The organism is Anoxybacteroides tepidamans, assembly GCF_014201465.1.
Classification (GTDB): domain Bacteria; phylum Bacillota; class Bacilli; order Bacillales; family Anoxybacillaceae; genus Anoxybacteroides; species Anoxybacteroides tepidamans.
In genome coordinates, this window is the sequence record NZ_JACHEP010000011.1 from 1 (window position 1) to 17,380 (window position 17,380).

General features: G+C 39.0%; 17 protein-coding genes. 13 read left to right on the forward strand and 4 right to left on the reverse strand.

The window, feature by feature from the left end:
• The first annotated feature begins 254 nt into the window (after positions 1–254).
• Genes HNQ34_RS10305 through HNQ34_RS10325 form a run of 5 tightly spaced genes read left to right on the forward strand, consistent with a single transcriptional unit; the run spans position 255 to position 5,544 of the window.
• Entirely contained in the window at positions 255–1,280 is a 1,026-nt protein-coding gene (locus HNQ34_RS10305; RefSeq protein WP_312856120.1) for an XdhC family protein, read from the forward strand.
• The gene (locus HNQ34_RS10310; RefSeq protein ID WP_183254224.1) at positions 1,277–1,960 is read left to right on the forward strand and encodes a nucleotidyltransferase family protein; all 684 of its coding nucleotides are present in this window, start codon (positions 1,277–1,279) and stop codon (positions 1,958–1,960) included. The genes HNQ34_RS10305 and HNQ34_RS10310 overlap by 4 nt, the downstream gene beginning before the upstream one ends.
• Positions 1,917–2,777: an FAD binding domain-containing protein gene (locus HNQ34_RS10315; protein ID WP_183254225.1), complete on the forward strand. Its 861-nt coding sequence runs from the start codon at positions 1,917–1,919 to the stop codon at positions 2,775–2,777. Before HNQ34_RS10310 ends, HNQ34_RS10315 begins: the two co-directional genes overlap by 44 nt.
• Before the next feature lie 8 nt (positions 2,778–2,785).
• On the forward strand, positions 2,786–5,068 hold the full coding sequence (gene pucD / locus HNQ34_RS10320) for a xanthine dehydrogenase subunit D (protein WP_183254370.1): 2,283 nt from the start codon (positions 2,786–2,788) through the stop codon (positions 5,066–5,068).
• Positions 5,050–5,544 (forward strand): (2Fe-2S)-binding protein, encoded by a 495-nt coding sequence (locus HNQ34_RS10325; RefSeq protein ID WP_183254227.1) that lies wholly within the window; start codon positions 5,050–5,052, stop codon positions 5,542–5,544. The genes pucD and HNQ34_RS10325 overlap by 19 nt, the downstream gene beginning before the upstream one ends.
• Before the next feature lie 105 nt (positions 5,545–5,649).
• Here HNQ34_RS10325 and uraH read toward each other — a convergent pair whose 3' ends face one another.
• On the reverse strand, positions 5,650–6,012 hold the full coding sequence (gene uraH / locus HNQ34_RS10330; RefSeq protein WP_183254230.1) for a hydroxyisourate hydrolase: 363 nt from the start codon (positions 6,010–6,012) through the stop codon (positions 5,650–5,652).
• A 355-nt stretch (positions 6,013–6,367) separates the two neighbouring features.
• Here uraH and HNQ34_RS10335 point away from each other — a divergent pair, with 355 nt between their 5' ends.
• The gene (locus tag HNQ34_RS10335) at positions 6,368–7,669 is read left to right on the forward strand and encodes an ABC transporter permease subunit (protein ID WP_183254372.1); all 1,302 of its coding nucleotides are present in this window, start codon (positions 6,368–6,370) and stop codon (positions 7,667–7,669) included.
• A gap of 15 nt (positions 7,670–7,684) precedes the next feature.
• Positions 7,685–8,512 (forward strand): carbohydrate ABC transporter permease, encoded by an 828-nt coding sequence (locus HNQ34_RS10340; RefSeq protein WP_183254232.1) that lies wholly within the window; start codon positions 7,685–7,687, stop codon positions 8,510–8,512.
• 62 nt (positions 8,513–8,574) lie between these two features.
• Here the strand turns inward: HNQ34_RS10340 and yhfH are convergent, their stop codons facing one another.
• Positions 8,575–8,712 (reverse strand): protein YhfH, encoded by a 138-nt coding sequence (yhfH, locus tag HNQ34_RS10345; protein WP_221277382.1) that lies wholly within the window; start codon positions 8,710–8,712, stop codon positions 8,575–8,577.
• Between the two features lie 151 nt (positions 8,713–8,863).
• Here yhfH and HNQ34_RS10350 point away from each other — a divergent pair, with 151 nt between their 5' ends.
• Both HNQ34_RS10350 and HNQ34_RS10355 read left to right on the forward strand, forming a co-directional pair.
• The gene (locus HNQ34_RS10350; protein ID WP_183254234.1) at positions 8,864–9,598 is read left to right on the forward strand and encodes an MBL fold metallo-hydrolase; all 735 of its coding nucleotides are present in this window, start codon (positions 8,864–8,866) and stop codon (positions 9,596–9,598) included.
• Positions 9,599–9,685: 87 nt separating this feature from the next.
• A complete protein-coding gene (locus HNQ34_RS10355; protein WP_312856121.1) occupies positions 9,686–10,126 on the forward strand; it encodes a Uma2 family endonuclease in 441 nt (146 codons plus the stop codon).
• 190 nt (positions 10,127–10,316) lie between these two features.
• Here the strand turns inward: HNQ34_RS10355 and HNQ34_RS10360 are convergent, their stop codons facing one another.
• Entirely contained in the window at positions 10,317–10,964 is a 648-nt protein-coding gene (locus HNQ34_RS10360; RefSeq protein ID WP_183254236.1) for a response regulator transcription factor, read from the reverse strand.
• A 14-nt stretch (positions 10,965–10,978) separates the two neighbouring features.
• A complete protein-coding gene (locus HNQ34_RS10365) occupies positions 10,979–12,310 on the reverse strand; it encodes a sensor histidine kinase (RefSeq protein ID WP_221277383.1) in 1,332 nt (443 codons plus the stop codon).
• Between the two features lie 748 nt (positions 12,311–13,058).
• Here HNQ34_RS10365 and HNQ34_RS10370 point away from each other — a divergent pair.
• The 4 genes from HNQ34_RS10370 (at position 13,059) to HNQ34_RS10385 (ending at position 17,372) form a co-directional block, all read left to right on the forward strand.
• On the forward strand, positions 13,059–13,532 hold the full coding sequence (locus HNQ34_RS10370) for a GyrI-like domain-containing protein (RefSeq protein WP_183254238.1): 474 nt from the start codon (positions 13,059–13,061) through the stop codon (positions 13,530–13,532).
• A gap of 336 nt (positions 13,533–13,868) precedes the next feature.
• Positions 13,869–14,105, forward strand: coding sequence for a hypothetical protein (locus HNQ34_RS10375; protein ID WP_183254240.1), 237 nt, complete (start codon positions 13,869–13,871; stop codon positions 14,103–14,105).
• 658 nt (positions 14,106–14,763) lie between these two features.
• Positions 14,764–15,111 carry a hypothetical protein gene (locus HNQ34_RS10380; RefSeq protein ID WP_183254242.1) on the forward strand — a complete coding sequence of 116 codons (348 nt, stop codon included), beginning with the start codon at positions 14,764–14,766 and terminating at the stop codon, positions 15,109–15,111.
• 65 nt (positions 15,112–15,176) lie between these two features.
• Positions 15,177–17,372, forward strand: a complete 2,196-nt coding sequence (locus HNQ34_RS10385; protein ID WP_183254244.1) for a peptidase domain-containing ABC transporter — start codon at positions 15,177–15,179, stop codon at positions 17,370–17,372.
• Positions 17,373–17,380 lie beyond the last annotated feature (8 nt).

A 17,380-nucleotide genomic window follows, 5' to 3' on the forward strand; every position in this document is an offset into this window, starting at 1 on the left:
GATTTTAAAAGGGCGCGGCAAAGAAGTGCATCCGATTCTCTATATACTGTTCTTTATTTTCCTTGCATACTTTGTATTCTTAAGAGAATAGAACGAAAAAAGGGTGCTCGCGGAAAAAGGGCATCCCGTTTTTATAAATTGTTTCAGGTGTGTTGATTAACCATTAAAAACCAGTTGACATCGCTCTATTCCTAGATTTTCTGTCCTAATTTAGTGAAAATAAGGCAATGACCTTATTTGGAAGGGGGATTTTTGTGGAATATATACATGACATTTTAGAGGTTATAACCATACCTTCCGCATCAGACGTATTAGCTACGATTATTCATGTAGAAGGTTCTGCTTATCAAAAAGAAGGCACGTCTATGCTTATTCGGGAGGATGGCCGGCAAATCGGGGTTTTGAGCGGCGGTTGTCTCGAAAATGATTTAGTAGAGCGGGCAAAATTGTTAAGGGAAGGACAGTCACAATGTATTAAATATGATATGAAGAGCGAAGATGACTTATCATGGGGACAAGGCGCAGGTTGCAATGGGGTTGTCCATGTGCTTTTAGAGTGTATAGATGACCGTTTTCGAAAGCATCTCCGTACTTTAAAAGATTTTCTAGATCGCGGTATATCAGTTGTAATTATAAAAAAATTCACAGCCAAATTCTCAGTATCTGACTACTTATTTTATGTAGATGATACGAATATGTTTGGAGAATGGAATGTTTCTATACCAAAGAATATACCAGATTTAAAGAATCATAAAAGTGGATTAGTTTATGTCGAAGAACTATCTTCTTTTTGTTATTTTCATTGTTTCCAACCAAAACCGCGGCTTATTATTTTCGGCGCTGGACGTGATGCGGCTTGCCTTGCTAGTTTTGCAGCAAAAACTGGTTTTTCTGTTACTGTATGCGATTGGAGAGCGGCGTTATGCAATAAAGAAAATTTTCCTGACGCAGACCAGCTTATTGTTGGTTCCCTTCGAGAAACCGTAATGAAATTACAGTTTACTTCCCGAGATTTTGTAGTGATCTTAACCCATCAATTTCAACGAGATCAAGAACTGCTGCAATTGTTAATAGAAAAAGATTTACGGTACATTGGGGTTATGGGCTCTAAACAACGAACTTCCCGATTGCTTAATTTTACAGAATTGCCGCCTCAAATTAGCACACCGGTCGGGTTGTCAATTGGCGCTGAAGGTCCTGAAGAAATTGCGATTAGTATTCTCGCTGAATTAATTCACCTAAAAAAGAAACCGTTAAAAGGCAGGGTGCCATTGTTATGAAATTCGTTAAAATTACCGGAATTTTTTTAGCAGCGGGAAAAAGCGAGAGAATGGGAGAAAATAAACTTTCGCTTCCTCTTAAGGATAAGGCAATCGGAAGCGTGTCTCTATATACAGCCGTTACATCTGAGCTTGATCATGTTTTCGTTATAACAAGAGAAGATGACCCTCTAGATTGGATTGACTATGGATTGCGAACGGAAAAATTAAGAAATCGTTGGACGGTTGTTCCTTGTCGCGAAGCAGGAAAGGGGCAATCGTTTTCTTTAAAAGCGGGTTTATGTAAGGCGGAAGAGGAGAAAGCAGATGGGGTTGTAGTTCTTCTTGCTGATCAACCATTTATTACGACAGACATGATTAACGAACTAATCTTTCAATATGAACAACATTTAAACACCGATGAACAATTAGATTTTGTTGCATCTATGTTTCAAGGGGTGTTGAGGCCTCCCGTTTTGCTATCTAAAAGGCTTTTTCAATCATTAAAGACATTAAAAGGAGATGTGGGTGCGCAACAAATGATACGTCAAAATTCGAATCTAAACGGCATCTCCATTACCTATAAAGATCGGAAAGCGTTTTTTGATATTGATACAAAAGAAGACTATCAATTGGCAAGAGAAGGAGGGGTTAAAAATGAGAGTATTGGCGGCAAAAGTTTGGACCCCAACGGATATTGAAGAGGCGTGGTCATTACGAAAAAAGTTTCATTTGGAATCGTGCTTTGTTGCTGGTGGAACGTTGCTGCAAACTCAATGGGAAAAGGGGGTATCTTATCCACCTCAATTGATAAGTCTTGAAAAAGTCGAAGAACTTGAGAGAATGAACTACAAAACAGAAGGAGCAAAACGTTTTCTGCAGATTGGTTCGATGACAAAATTGGCTACTTGCCGCAATCATCCTGTTATTAAAGAAAAGTGGTCTTTATTATCAACAGCAATTCAGCAAATTGCTGCACCAGCCATTCGTAACTTAGGAACGATTGGTGGAAATGTAGTTTATGGATTTGGTGATGCTATTCCCGCTCTCTTAGCGCTGGATGCGGAAGTATCATACTTTGATGGCAAAACAATAAAAATCGAAAAACTAGATCATTGGTTGAACACAAGACAAAATAATGAGGTTCTCCTTACTGGCGTCATTCTGCCGGAATATCGTCACTCTTCATTTGTTACTCAATTTTATAAAAAGGTAGGCCGAAGAGAGGCTTTTTCGGGATCGGTTGTAACCGTTTCAGGGGTGATAGGCCAAAATGATGCGGGGATCATTGATTTTGTTCGTTTGGCAGTAGGTGGGGGAGATAATCGCCCGCAACGGTTAAAAGAAACTGAGCAATTGCTCATAGGTCAAATGATAAAGCCTTTGTTGTTAAAAAATGTATATGACACGATTCTTAATGAATTTCATCCCATTTCTGATGTTTTTTATTCTGGTGACTATCGGCGCTGGACGGCAGCCAATATCGTTATTTCCGAATTAAGTAGATTGGAGGGGTGAACGTGAACATGAATTTTAGCTATTCTAGTAATCTACAGAGTTCCTTCATCCGACCAGATGGGGTAGATAAAGTAACGGGTAATTTAAAGTTTTTAACAGATCTTTCTTTTCCTAATATGCTATATGGAAAAATTTTGCGTAGTGCGTATCCTCATGCAAAAATTATTTCTATCTCTACCAAAAAAGCGGAAGAACTGCCGGGAGTGAAAGCGGTTATTACTAGTAAAGATGTGCCGGGGCTTAATCGTTTTGGATTAATTTTTCCAGATCAACCGGTTTTGTGTGATGAACGGGTGCGGTATGTAGGAGATGCGGTTGCCGCTGTGGCAGCAGAAACGGAAGAAATAGCGGAAAAAGCGCTGCAACTTATTGAAGTAGAATATGAGCCTTTGCCTGTTATCGATGATCCAGAAAAGGCTCTTCTTCCTTCAGCACCTCGATTACATCCTGACGGAAATATTCTGCATCAAGCTTCTTATCAAAAAGGAGATGTGGAAGAAGCTTTCCGAACATGTGATTGTATTGTGGAAGAAACGTATGAGTTACCTCGTCAAATGCATGCGTATATGGAAACAGAAGGAGGGGTCATTGTTCCAGAAAAGGACGGAAGAATTACTGTATATGTTGGAACGCAGCATGGATATAAAGATCGCTTTCAATTAGCCCGAATTTTAGCTATTCCTGAAAGTAAAATTAGAGTGGTTTCTAGTCCGATGGGCGGGTCTTTCGGCGGAAAAGATGAGTTGAATATTCAACCGTACGGTGCATTATTGGCAATCAAAACTGGATGTCCGGTGAAAATTCACCAAAGCAGACGCGAATCTGTTAGATCTGGACTAAAAAGGCACCCAATGAAGATTACGATGAAGACCGGTGCTAATCGCAGTGGCAAAATTGTTGCTCATCAAGTGCGGATTATTGCTGATACGGGTGCTTATGCTACGTTAGGTCCAGCCGTATTGGATTTTGCTGTCGAGCATGCAACAGGACCGTATATTATACCAAATGTGTATGTTGAAGGGTTAAGTGTTTATACAAACAACGGTGTTGCTGGAGAGTTCCGAGGATTTGGAGGAAATCAAGTAACCTTTGCGTTGGAAGGGCAAATGGATCGTTTGGCAGTCGAGCTCGGAATGTGTCCAATGGAGTTGCGAAAACGAAATCTTCGCAAAGCTGATGATTTAGGTCCGGTAGGGCAAGAAATTGCCCCTACTGATGGGGCGGCACAAGTTTTAAAAGCGATTAGTCAATCTCCTCTTTTAAGTGAAAGAGAGCAAAGTACCAATCCGTGGACAAAAACAGGTGTAGGCGTTGCCATTGCGATGCACGGAGGAGGACTTGGATTTGGACGTTTAGATCCAGCAGGGGGACGTCTATCGTTAAATAAGGATGGAAAAATTGAAATTGCTTTCGGATTTGAAGAATTTGGCCAAGGGCTGCTTTCCGTCATTGAACGGCTCGTAATAAAAGAAATAGGTTGCTCAGCAAATGATGTAAAAATCACAATTGGCGATACGGATCATGTTCCTCGTTCCGGTTCTTCTACCGCTTCACGGGGAACGAGCATGGTATGGCATGCGCTGCAACGAATGAAAATTCCTTTTACACAACGACTATTAGAGAAAGCTTCACAATATACTGGGGTGCCGGTCGATCGATTGTATTTAGGACCAATCGGCATTTGGTGCCGGCATAAATCGGATTCAGAGCTCCTTATCACTTATAAACAAATGGCCGATGAAACGAAGGATGATCCTATCCAAATCGAGACGGAGTTTCATTTCCCAACAACCCCTCATTCCATTCCTGGAGGGCATTATCTATATTCTTTTGCTGCTTGTGCGGCGAAAGTCGAAGTAGATGTATTAACAGGAATAGTACGAGTGAAACATTTAGAACAGGCGGTTGCCGCAGGTCCTGTCATTTATCCAACAGGCTACTTAGGACAAATTGAAGGCGGTTCAGTGATGGCATTAGGATATACGTTGCTAGAAGAAGCGGTAATGGAAAAGGGAAAGTATGTGACAGAAAATTTCGATTCTTATCTTATTCCTACTATAAACGATATTCCGCTTTCTATGGATATAACAGCTATAGAGGAATTGTGGGAGGGAGATTCGTACGGTCCAAGAGGTGTAGGTGAAATTGGAACGGTGGCTGTTGCTCCGGCGATTGCTAAAGCTGTTTATGATGCGATTGGCTTGTGGGTTACTAAGCTGCCCCTGTCTCGTGAAGAAATTGTGAAAGCAGTGAACAGAAGGGAGTTGAGAAAATGGCTGACAACAAAATAGCAGAAAAATCCAGTTCCTCGTTGATCAAAATATCTCTTATTGTTAATGAACAACCACGAGAATTAGTTGTCGATGCAACTATGCGTCTTGTTGATATTTTAAGGGAAGAATTACAATTAACAGGTACAAAAATTTCTTGTGGAATTGGCCGTTGCGGTGTCTGTTCAGTTATGATGGATGGAAAATTAGTCAATTCTTGTTTAGTGAGAGCCTACCAAGCAAATGGAAAAGAAATTATAACAATTGAAGGATTAGGAGAGAATGGCCTTCATCCGATTCAAAAGGTTTTTTTGGAGGAAGGAGCCTTTCAATGTGGATACTGTACACCAGGAATGATCATGGCTGTAAAAGCTATGTTTGATCAATATACACATCCGACTGAGGAGCAAATTCTCGAAGGATTATCAGGGAATCTTTGCAGATGTACCGGCTACGGTGGAATCATCAGGGCTGTTCAGAAACTAAGTCAATCATAATACAGGTTTTCCCGCCAAAACGTGCGGGATTTTTTATTTTTATGGTGATTGATGAGAACGTAATAAAGGGCTGATTCAATGTTTACTTGAATCAGCCCTCATAATTTAGCTTCCTCGATATACTTGATATCCCCAAGGGGAGATGAGCAACGGAATATGGTAATGGGAATTCGGTTGGGAAATTCCAAAGCGAACAACCACTTTATCTAAAAACATAGGTACCTCTAGTTTCAATCCTTTTTCTCGAAAATAATCACCGATGTAAAATAAAAGTTCGTATTCTCCCGGAATCATTTCATCTTGCTTTAATAAAGGTTGGTCAACGCGGCCATTTTGGTTAGTGGTCGTTGTTTGTAACAGTCTTTTTTTCGTTTCCAGCCCATGTTCTAGGAAAAACAATGAGACTTTTACATTTTTAGCAGGTGTTCCATGTGTTAAATCTAAAATATGTGTCGTAATGCCGTTCATCTAAGTGCTCCTTTATGATTGAATTTCAGCAGAACACATAGGGGTGTTTTTATGCTGCAAGTCACGAGTGTTTATTATCCATTATTTTAATAAAAAACATAGAATCATATGGCTGAACACAAGCTTTTCTGCCACATCCCTCGAACAAGAACGCCGGCGGGCAAATGTCATTTGCCTGCAAAGCGTTCATTGTTCGAGGAGGGCATGCGTACAGCATGCCCAGTCGGCAAACGGTTCGTTTGCCGACAACGGCAGAAAAGCTAGGAATAGAGCGATGTCAACCGGTTTTAATTGGTTAATCAACACGCCTGATCCTTTATGTTAGGAGGGAAGATCAGTGAAAAAAGAAGCATCGATGAGGAACGAAAAGCGGACGGAGCGCATATTAGGCTATTCGCTTGTGGCGCCGGCGATGTTGCTCATTTTAGCAGTAGCGATTTGGCCGGTTATCCAATCGTTTTATTATAGCTTGTTTGACTACCGGTTAAACGATCCAACTAAATCGTCGATTCACTTAAATTATAGCCTTGATTTAGAAGGGTATTTGCAAAACTATCCATTTTTAAAAAGTTCGTTAAAGCGGGAAATGGCGACTGCTGATGAAAACGCCAAAGAAAAGTTGTCCGACGTCGAACAAAAACTGCAAAAAATGGATAAAACGATTCGTGCGAACGAAGAAGTAGCGAATCGGTACGACCAAGTCGATGAAGCATTAAATAACTTTGAATCCCCAAGTGATGATATCAAAATTGTGGAACTCGATAAACAAGCGGCCAATCAATTTACCGATGCGGTACATGATGTCGTCAAAACACTTGAACAGATGAGGGACGCAGGAGAATTGAAACAGCCAGACAAAGTCGTCGGGCTTGCTCAAGGGTTAAAAGATGTGATCATTGAACCAAACTTTGTCGGATTGAAACACTACAAAGACAGCCTGAGCGATATGCGTCTATGGAAAGCATTATGGAATACAACTGTCTTTACGGTCATTTCGGTTGCCGCTGAGCTTGTATTAGGATTAGCAATTGCGCTTTTAATTAATAAAGCGTTTTTCGGCCGCGGGCTCGTGCGGGCGACGATTTTGATTCCGTGGGCGATTCCGACGGCGGTATCCGCGTTAATGTGGAAGTTTTTATATGACGGTCAAAACGGGATTGTTGCGAAATATTTTGAAGATATCGGTCTTGTCAATCGAATGGGAGATTTGTTGACGACAGATATTGGTGCGATGTTTGCCGTTATTTTCGCTGACGTATGGAAAACGACTCCTTATATGGCATTATTGTTGCTTGCGGGCTTACAAACGATTCCAAGCTCTTTATATGAAGCGGCTTCAATTGACGGGGCAACAAAATGGCAGCAATTCACGAAAATTACGTTGCCGTTATTAAAATCAAGCATTTTAGTAGCGCTATTATTCCGCACGCTCGATGCGTTCCGTGTCTTCGACTTAATTTTCGTATTAACGGGCGGTGGTCCGGCAAACTCGACGGAAACGATTTCGATTTTGGCGTATAAAGTCATGTTCTCGCAAACGAATTTTGGAAGCGGTTCAGCTTTAGCGGTTATCGTCTTTATTTGCGTCGCCATTATTTCGATTATTTATATTAAATTGTTAGGTGCGGACTTACTCTCTGATAGTGCGAAAAGATAAAGAAGGGGTGAGATTATGCAGAAAAAAGCAGGCCCGCTATTTTACGTGTTTTTAGCTGTGTTCGTGTTTTTCGTGATGTTTCCGTTTTTATGGATTTTGCTTAGCTCCATTAAACCGTTGAGCGAGTTGTTTGGTGACAAAGCATTTAACTGGTTTACAAGCCATCCGACATTGAAGTCGTATGTGTCTGTATTTGTGAACTACCCGTTTTTACGCTATTTATGGAACAGTACCGTTGTGGCGACAATTACGACCGTTTATACGGTGTTTGTCGCGGCATTTGCAGCGTATGCGATCGCCCGGCTTGAGTTTAAAGGAAAAGCGGTGATTCTCGGGATTGTGTTAGCGGTGTCGATGTTTCCACAAATTGCGACGATTTCACCAATTTATATGTTTGTGAAAAAATTCGGCTTAACGAACAGTTATTTAGGGTTGATTATTCCGTATACGACGTTTGCGTTGCCTTTGTCAATTTGGCTGTTAGTGACGTTTTTCCGCAAAATTCCGTTTGATTTAGAAGAAGCGGCGAAAATGGACGGCGCGACACCGATGCAAACGTACTTTAAAGTCATTTTGCCGCTGGCCGTGCCTGGAGTGTTTACGACATCGATTCTCGTCTTTATTGCGGCATGGAACGAGTTTTTATTTGCGCTAACAATTAATACAGCAGAAAAATATAAAACCGTTCCGGTCGGAATTGCGATGTTCCAAGGGCAGTATACGATTCCGTGGGGAGAAATTTCCGCAGCGACGGTGATTGTGACGATTCCGCTTGTCATTATGGTGCTATTGTTCCAACGTCGGATTGTATCTGGTTTAACGTCTGGATCGGTAAAAGAATAAGGGAGAACTGGAATCGATTTCAACTAAAAAGGATGCTCACATGGAGAGCATCCTTTTTTATATTAATGATGATACGTAATGCCTAAGCAGTCGTTGCACTTATTTCCATAGCATTCATGTTGTTCTTCGATTTCTTTTCCGCATTCTGCACATTTTTTGCGCGGTAGGTTTTTGAAAAACTCGGAAATTTTCATTAACATTTCGATCGCCTCCGTTGATTTGTTAATTATATTGTATTATAACAGAATCAAATAAGTCAATATCTGTTTTAAAACAAATTTCTGCAATGATGCAAAATGTTGGAGAATTATGTATCATAAAAGAAAGAATACATAGTTGAGGTGGATATTAATGAAAGTGACGGTTATTGGTTATTGGGGTGGCTTCCCAGCTGTCAATGAAGCAACGTCCGGCTATTTGTTTGAGCATGACAGGTTTCGTCTGCTAGTCGATTGCGGCAGCGGCGTGCTTTCGAAACTGCAACATTATGTGTCAGTGGAAGAGTTGGATGCGGTGATCGTGTCGCATTACCATCACGATCATGTCGCTGATATCGGGCCGTTACAGTATGCGCGGCTCATTAAGACGAATCTTGGAGCTGCTTTGCCTGAGCTTCCGATTTACGCGCATTCGTTCGACCGCGATGGGTTTACAAGGCTTGCCCATAAAGGAGTGACAAAAGCGATCGCGTACGATCCGGAAAAACCGCTAGCGGTCGGACCGTTTACGATTACGTTTATGAAAACAGTGCATCCGGCGATTTGTTATGCGATGCGGATTACGGCTGGCGGCAAAACGGTCGTCTATACCGCTGACTCAAGTTACATCCCAGAGTTTGCGCTGTTTTCTCAACATGCCGATCTGCTTATTTGCGAATGCAACTTTTACGCAGGGCAAAATGCGGCGCAAGCGGGGCATATGACGAGCGAAGAAGCAGCGACCATTGCCCGCGATGCCAACGTCAGCGAACTTTGGCTTACGCACTTGCCGCACTTTGGTGAACATACGCAACTGGTCAGCGAGGCAAGCGCAGTGTTCGCAGGAACGGTACAACTTGCGAAAACAGGATTGGTGTGGGAAGCATAAAATCGGCTAAAATAGATTACAAGGAAAATTAAAGCTTTGGTGACATAATGAAAAATAAGATCATATGATGATGGGAGCGTGGAACATATGGCAATACCTCAAGGGAAGGACTCTCTTACTTATGCAGAGTATTTAGCTTTAGAGGAAGATGTCAGATATGAAATGATCGACGGCCAAATTTATAATATGTCACCTGCTCCAACGACAAGGCATCAAGCAGTACAACGAGAGTTATTGACAGAATTTAATATATATCTCAGAGGCAAACCGTGCAGTGTGTTTGGGGCTCCCATCGACGTATGTTTGACAGATGAAGATCACGATGTAACCAAAATAAAAGAATGGGTTGAACCTGATCTTGTTGTTGTATGCGACCAAAACAAAATTCGCGATAAACGGATTGTCGGTGCGCCTGATTTAGTGATTGAGATTATTTCTAAATTAACGGTCAAAAAGGATAAAGTCATTAAGTTCAATCGCTATCAAAGAGCGGGAGTAAAGGAATATTGGATTGTAGATCCTTCTTAATGAAACGATTGATGTGTATTGTCTTGAAAGCGGGGTTTTTGCACATCGAGGCACATATTTTAAAGACGACCGTATCTCTGTTCATTTATTTGAAGGACTTTCGATTGATTTAGCAAATGTTTTTAGGGGAGATGCCGAGGACTAACTAGCAATGATGCATTTTCGTTTTTTTGAGGGCAACTTGGTAGGGCTATTTATTTCCAAATAGCCCTATATCTTTTGCTTTGCTCGCCGCACACTTGCCGTTTTTCGCATTTAGCTTTTTTAAAATTCGATTTACGTGGTTTTTCACCGTTTGCACAGATATCACTAAATGATTAGCGATTTCTTGTTGGGTGTATCCTTGGTCGATCAATTTTAAAATAGCAACTTCTGTTTTCGTAAGGGGGCGTGTCATTTGTTCCTTTTTTTTTAACCTACAAAACTCTTTTCTTATTTTATGTGCAATCGTTGGACGTATAGGAGAGCGATTTTTGTACGCAGCACGAATAGCGTCTATGATTTCGTAAAATTCTGATTTGATGACATAGTCAATTGCTCCTGCCATGTAAGCCTGGAAAATGATCGCATCTTCATCTGAAGAAGTGAGCATAATGACTTTTATATCTTTTTTCATTTCTAATAGTTGAGCAGTTAATTGGATGCCGTCACAGTCATCTTCTAAAAAAATATCCATCAACACAACGTCAACATTTTTTTTATGAATGACTGTCAATGCCTCTTCACTACAAGTCGCTACACCGATAATCTCAATGCCTTGATAACGATTCAATTCTTCTGAAATAATTTGAATCCAATCTTGATCATCTTCGACAAGTAATACGTGAATGTTACTCATCTTTGTTCCTCCATTTACTTCAAAAAAGAGCACTTTGGGAATTTAAGTGAAAATGTTGTACCACATTTTGTATTCTCTACGTCAATAAACCCACCATGCTGCTGAACGACATAGCAACAATACGCTAGTCCAATTCCATAGTTTTGACTTTTGTTTCGTTTCGTCGTGAAAAACGGTTCAAAAATATGTGGCAACGTTTGTTTGTCTATGCCTGTTCCTGTATCAGAAATTTGTATCATATAATAGCGAAAGTTTTCTTGAAAGTTGATTTTAATTGTCCCGCCATTTGGCATTGCTTCAATTGCGTTAACGATCATATTTGTAAATACTTCCTTTAATTGTTGTTTGTCGCAGTAAAGGACGATAGGTCGATCATAATTTTTTTCTATTTGAATTTGTTGGAGCATTGGTTGAAGCGATAAAATGCTCTCTTCCATAATTTCTGCGATATTTTCACGTTTTTTCTCGGATGAACGAATGGTGATCTTCGACTGAAAATCGGAAAGTGTAAGTTGCAAACGTTCAATGGTACTCTTCATATTTTGTATATTTGTAAGCATGTCATCATCATTTTGTTCATTGGCGCATTGTTCAATAGTGTGACAAAATAATTGAAGTTTATTTATGTCATTTTTTAATTTATGGTTGAGCATCGCTATTCCAGTAAATATCGATTGCATCGATCGCTTTCCATATAGATGCGCGTTCAAGTGAATATGTAGTAACCCATATTTAAATAAGATGACAATAAAAAGCATAAAAGAAATGATAATGATATTTGCGTTATAGCGCCAACTATCATGATTACCGAATGCACGTAAAATATAGTTTGTTGTTACGGCAAATAAAATCGGAGGAATAAAAATGAGATTTGTAAAGAAACGATTTCGTTTTAAGATAGGATGTGTTTCTTTCATGTAAGCAAATAAAAGGAGACACACTCCAAACAAGATATAAGGAACGACCCACCATAATGCGATGTGGTAAGGGACGATATATATTGGATATATCGGATACTTTATTGCCATAAATAAAATCGGTATAAAAAGAATGTATGCTAATCGCTTTTGATAGATCGGTGAAATGAGTCCAGAATATGTGATGGAAAACATAAGAAACGCGTAAGGTGTTACATAATGGCAAATGAATGATAATAAATCTATGATAAGTTTTACGACGGTAGGAAAGGTGGTATGTGGCAACATATTTTCTTCGATGACGACAGATAATCCGCCGGCACCACCGACGAAAGCGACAGCGCTTGCCCATTTCGAAGCGGAATTTCGATGGTCGATAAGTAAAATGGTCGTCCCACCAACCCATAACAGAACGAATAATAGAAGCAAAATGATACACTCCTCGATAATAATGAGTGGGAGTAGATAAAGGATAACAAAGCTTGCCCAACTGCAAAAACGGAACGCTTGATATTTGCGCTAATCATATATTCCCCGCTATATGTGGAATAAGCTCTGTCAAAATGGAAAGGAAGAATCATTTGCCACATGTGAAATCCCGATTTGTCAAAGGGATTTAAGAATAATCGATTGATTTTTTCCCATTGATCCATTCTCCAACCGTGGACAACAACAATGTGAACAGGAGAGCGAGAAGAGTGGAAATAAACATTCCCTTGAACCCGATCGTTTATCTCATCTCCAGATTTCATCGGACTTTGAAATGAAAAACGGTGAATTTCATAATTCATTCAAAGTGGACATCAGGTATTTCCGGCGTCGGATAAACAATATTCCAATGTATATTGTGAGAAAAAGGTCGGTCATAACGTGTAAATTGAGAATTGCTGCTTTTTTGGTGATGCAATAAATATAAGCCAATCCCATCTAACAAGCATGCCACCCACTTACGAATACTCCCACTTCCTTTGGATAGAAAGGTAAAAAATGACGGTTTCATAATAGCACGACTTATAAAAAAGTTCAATATATTTTTAAAAAATTTAACTTAAATAACTTTTATTTCATATACAGGAGGAGGGTACTAAAAAAATTAGTACTTTACAGTTTTATGTATTCTATTTATTGTGTATGTAGAACCAATGCAATGTTTCTATATTTGAAAGAGGGAAGGTATATGCTCGAGATATTAACGAACCAAGAAATTATATTCGGTAATGTTGTTTCTTACAGAGGGAAAATTAAGCAATCTCAGTTTAATGGCGTGCTTACTAGAATGATAAAGGTACTAGAGGGAATGAATGTAAATAAGGAAGGACCTCTAATAACTACAACATTTAATGTTGAATCAGTGGGAGATGAAAGTGTATTCGACATGGAGATATTGATTCCAATCGATAAGAAGATAGAATTACCGAAAGGATATGTCTTCAAGGAAGTTTTTCATCTTGTTAATGCCATTAGTACAAGATATATTGGTGATCCTGTTGGATTACAAAACGTATATAATCAATTGATTGGATTCATCAGTCGAAATAAATTGCAACCCATTACAACAGCTTATAATGTATATATAAACGATACAAGCTTTTTTAACGGGGAGCTACCTGTTATTGATGTGTATATCGGTATTAATCCTTCTAAAATATGAATTGTTTATATAAGTTGCGATATCGTTCTGTTTCTGTACTCATGTTAATATAGGTCGGTACGTAACAGGATTAGCGGACAATTGGATGTAAGATAAAACTTCAGTTTGTATATGAATAGAGATTGATTTTTCTGACATATGTAAACCGTTTTCTCAATCAACTTAAACTAATACATCAATTGTGTTCTGAAAAAATTGTATTTTTATGATATCGATTTGGAAAATTGACTTTACTCTGTTTAAAATTCCTGATACGCTCCGTTTCGAGTTATCAAAACAGAGCGAGGGGAATTTTACATAATAATAATCTTTATATAGGAAAGGATGAGGGAGAGTATGTTACAAAATGTGTCAATTGGATTCAATGAGCTAACTTTCGAGGAAATGGTTCTGGTGGATGGTGGGGTTAAAGTTAAATGGGGACAGGTATTAGAAGGAGTTGCATATTTTGGAGCAACCATGCTTGCAATTTCTAGTGCTCCTGTAACAGTTCCTGTTGGTGTAATCGCGTTAGCTGGCTTATCAGGAACTGCCTTTGCAGGATATACGGTGGGAAAGGCGATTAAATGGTAGGAATGATGATTAAATTTAGATAATAATGTGAGGTGCACTGGTTCTTAAACTAGTGCACTTTATTACCATTTCTTACTTCTGTTTTGTAAATGAACATTGTTTATTTTCGGCGAAAAACTAAATATATGGATTACCCCTGGTGCTAGATAAACTTGAGCCAACGCCAAAAAAGTCCTTGCCTGGTCGATCACCTGCAGAATGAAAGTGCGACCTACCATGCCAAAGGAGAATCACCCACGCAAGAGCGCTTTCCTGTTCCTGCAGACCGGGTCAAGTTCCAAAAGCCATAGGTTGCCGTTTGAACGCTAGCGTTCAACTAGCACCACGAGTATAGATTGTAATTTTGTTTTCCTGCCAGTTGATCAATCACCATATCTTGTTTCGAGATGAAAAAACGAAACATTTAAAATGGTTCATCACCACAACATGTACTTGACAGACGGTACACTTCTCTGAACAAGTGTATGCAAAAAATTATTTGTTTACTGTTTTTTTCTTGGAAGCATAAGTAAGGTATGTTATGAAAAAATCAAGTACAATTTTTGGTGAAGAGCCTTTAAAATACCTAATTGCAACTTATTGCTTGTACAGGTGATGTTATCCAAGAGGAGCATTAGAAGTGCGGCGATCCGTATAAGTATAGAAGGGGGAGTTATGATTGAGAGGGAATACGCATATGTGGGTTGCGACCATTATTTTCATTAATCTCTTTTTAGGTGCTTTCGTTATTGTTCTAAGGATCTGGGATCCATTGGCGTTTGCGAATTATTTTATGTTTTGTTTAATCGCTTATTTTTATTATGTGAGTAAAAAAAAGATTTATATCCCTTTTTTTGTTTTTGAATTGTTTCTGTTCTCGTTGCTGTGTATTGATGGGCTGCTTCCAGAAGGAATCGTTGATGAATCGAATGAAGTGCAAAATACATTTATGATCGTAATAGGATTGATAGTTTTTGGATTTTTGACATTTGAAACAGTAAAGATCATAAAGAGAGACGGTATGTGATTTTATAAATGTTCAAAAATAAATAGTTCTTCTTTCATTTTCTAACTTTTTGAGGTGTAGTCACTATGTTTTCTTTTTTCAACAAATACTACTGTATCAAACAACACGACATCAAAGACTGCGGACCAGCTTGTTTGGCTACGGTATGCAAGCAATATGGGTTAAAAGTGCCGATATCGAAAATAAGAGAAGTTGCTGGTACAGATAAGCAAGGAACGAATTTATACGGTTTAATTAAAGCGGCGGAGCAGCTTGGGTTTACAGCAAAAGGGGTTCGAGGAAACCAAGAAAGTCTTTTTCAACCTTTTCCGTTACCAGCGATTGCTCATGTCATTGTGAATCAAAGTTTATTGCATTATGTTGTCATTCATAAAATTACAAACAAAGAAATTGTTATTGCCGATCCTGCCGAAGGGTTAAAGAAAATGTCGCCTGAGGAGTTTTTTCAAATATGGACGGGGATTCTTGTATTGCTCGTACCAGCTCCGACATTTGAAAAAAGGGATGAAACGAAAGGATTATTTGAGCGTTTCATTGGCATGCTTAAGCCGCAAAAAGGCATTCTTCTGCAAATTTTTTTAGCGAGTGTTTTATTTACGATATTAGGGGTTGTCGGTTCATTTTATTTCCAGTTTTTGATTGATGATATTTTATCGGAAAACCTTGAAAAGACGCTACATATTTTATCGATAGGCATGATCGTTTTATATACATTTAAGGTGTTGTTGAACGCATTTCGTACATATCTTTTAATTTACTTAAGCCAAAAGTTAGATCTTGGACTCGTTTTAGGATACTACCATCACGTTTTATCGTTGCCGATGAATTTTTTCAATACGAGAAAAGTAGGGGAAATCATTTCGAGACTAATGGACGCTTCAAAGGTTCGAGATGCGATTTCTGGAGCGACGTTGACAATCATGATTGATACGTTCATGGTCGTCATCGGTGGAGCGATTTTATATGCACAAAATTCGTTTCTGTTCGGTGTTACTGTTTTGTTAGTTCCGTTATATGCGTTGATTGTATGGGCATTCCATAAACCGTTTGAAAATGTCAATAGAAAAGAAATGGAGAAAAACGCGGAGTTAACATCTTATATTGTAGAGTCAATGAACGGAATTGAGACGGTAAAGGCGTATCATGCGGAAGAAGAAGCGAAGTTTAAAACAGAGCAAAAGTTTATTTCGTTTCTGAAGACTGTATTTTCGCATGGGATGATGAACAATTTCCAATCATCATTAAAAACATATTTGCAACTTGTCGGAGGAATCATCATTCTTTGGGTCGGGGCAAATGAAGTGCTAAAAGGAAACATGACGGTCGGGCAACTGATTGCCTATAACGCTTTATTAGCTTATTTTCTTGAACCGATCCAAAACTTAATTAATTTACAGCCGATGATCCAATCAGCCGTTGTTGCAGCAGATCGATTAGGGGAAATTTTAGATTTAGAAATCGAAAAATCGAAAGATGAAGAGAAAAAAATAAAAGTGGAAAGTTTAAAAGGCGACATTGTCATTAGAGATTTACAATTTCGTTACGGAACGAGAGATGTCATATTGAAAAATATTAACCTTCATATCCGCCAAGGAGAAAAAATAGCACTCGTCGGCGAGAGCGGCTCGGGAAAAACAACGCTTGTTAAGCTGCTCATGCGATTTTATGACTATGAAAAGGGCGATATTTTAATTAATGATATCAACATTAAGGATATGAACTTAGAACGATTAAGACGAAAAATTGCGTATATTCCGCAAGAAAACTTTTTCTTTAGTGGAACGATTCAAGAAAATTTATGTTTAGGGATGGAACGCGACGTTTCATTAGAGGAAATTATCGACGCGGCGAAAGTGTGTCATGCCCATGAATTTATCAATCATTTGCCGTTACGTTATCAAACGATGCTTGAGGAAAACGCGTCTAATTTATCTGGTGGACAAAAACAGCGTCTAGCCATCGCGAGAGCCATTTTAAAAAAGCCTGATATTTTAATTATGGACGAAGCGACGAGCAATCTTGATTCTACAACGGAAAAAGCAATATCTGAAACGATTTATGAATATTGCCGAGAGATGACGACCATTATTATCGCCCATCGTTTAAGTACAATTATGAGATGCGACAAAATTTATGTGATGGAGCACGGTGAAATTATTGAAACAGGGACACACGATGAACTGATGAATATGAAAGGAAAGTATTATGAACTATGGAAAAACCAAATTCCACATGAACCAAGTCCAATTGCAACAATGTAAAGGGTGTT

What these genes read in the sequence shown, in the direction of transcription:
- HNQ34_RS10310 (WP_183254224.1), top strand. Translation starts at nt 1,277, where the DNA reads ATGAAATTCGTTAAAATTACCGGAATTTTTTTAGCAGCGGGAAAAAGC.
- HNQ34_RS10315 (WP_183254225.1), top strand. Translation starts at nt 1,917, where the DNA reads ATGAGAGTATTGGCGGCAAAAGTTTGGACCCCAACGGATATTGAAGAG.
- pucD (WP_183254370.1), top strand. Translation starts at nt 2,786, where the DNA reads ATGAATTTTAGCTATTCTAGTAATCTACAGAGTTCCTTCATCCGACCA.
- HNQ34_RS10325 (WP_183254227.1), top strand. Translation starts at nt 5,050, where the DNA reads ATGGCTGACAACAAAATAGCAGAAAAATCCAGTTCCTCGTTGATCAAA.
- uraH (WP_183254230.1), bottom strand. Translation starts at nt 6,012, where the DNA reads ATGAACGGCATTACGACACATATTTTAGATTTAACACATGGAACACCT.
- HNQ34_RS10335 (WP_183254372.1), top strand. Translation starts at nt 6,368, where the DNA reads ATGAGGAACGAAAAGCGGACGGAGCGCATATTAGGCTATTCGCTTGTG.
- HNQ34_RS10340 (WP_183254232.1), top strand. Translation starts at nt 7,685, where the DNA reads ATGCAGAAAAAAGCAGGCCCGCTATTTTACGTGTTTTTAGCTGTGTTC.
- yhfH (WP_221277382.1), bottom strand. Translation starts at nt 8,712, where the DNA reads ATGTTAATGAAAATTTCCGAGTTTTTCAAAAACCTACCGCGCAAAAAA.
- HNQ34_RS10350 (WP_183254234.1), top strand. Translation starts at nt 8,864, where the DNA reads ATGAAAGTGACGGTTATTGGTTATTGGGGTGGCTTCCCAGCTGTCAAT.
- HNQ34_RS10355 (WP_312856121.1), top strand. Translation starts at nt 9,686, where the DNA reads ATGGCAATACCTCAAGGGAAGGACTCTCTTACTTATGCAGAGTATTTA.
- HNQ34_RS10360 (WP_183254236.1), bottom strand. Translation starts at nt 10,964, where the DNA reads ATGAGTAACATTCACGTATTACTTGTCGAAGATGATCAAGATTGGATT.
- HNQ34_RS10370 (WP_183254238.1), top strand. Translation starts at nt 13,059, where the DNA reads ATGCTCGAGATATTAACGAACCAAGAAATTATATTCGGTAATGTTGTT.
- HNQ34_RS10375 (WP_183254240.1), top strand. Translation starts at nt 13,869, where the DNA reads ATGTTACAAAATGTGTCAATTGGATTCAATGAGCTAACTTTCGAGGAA.
- HNQ34_RS10385 (WP_183254244.1), top strand. Translation starts at nt 15,177, where the DNA reads ATGTTTTCTTTTTTCAACAAATACTACTGTATCAAACAACACGACATC.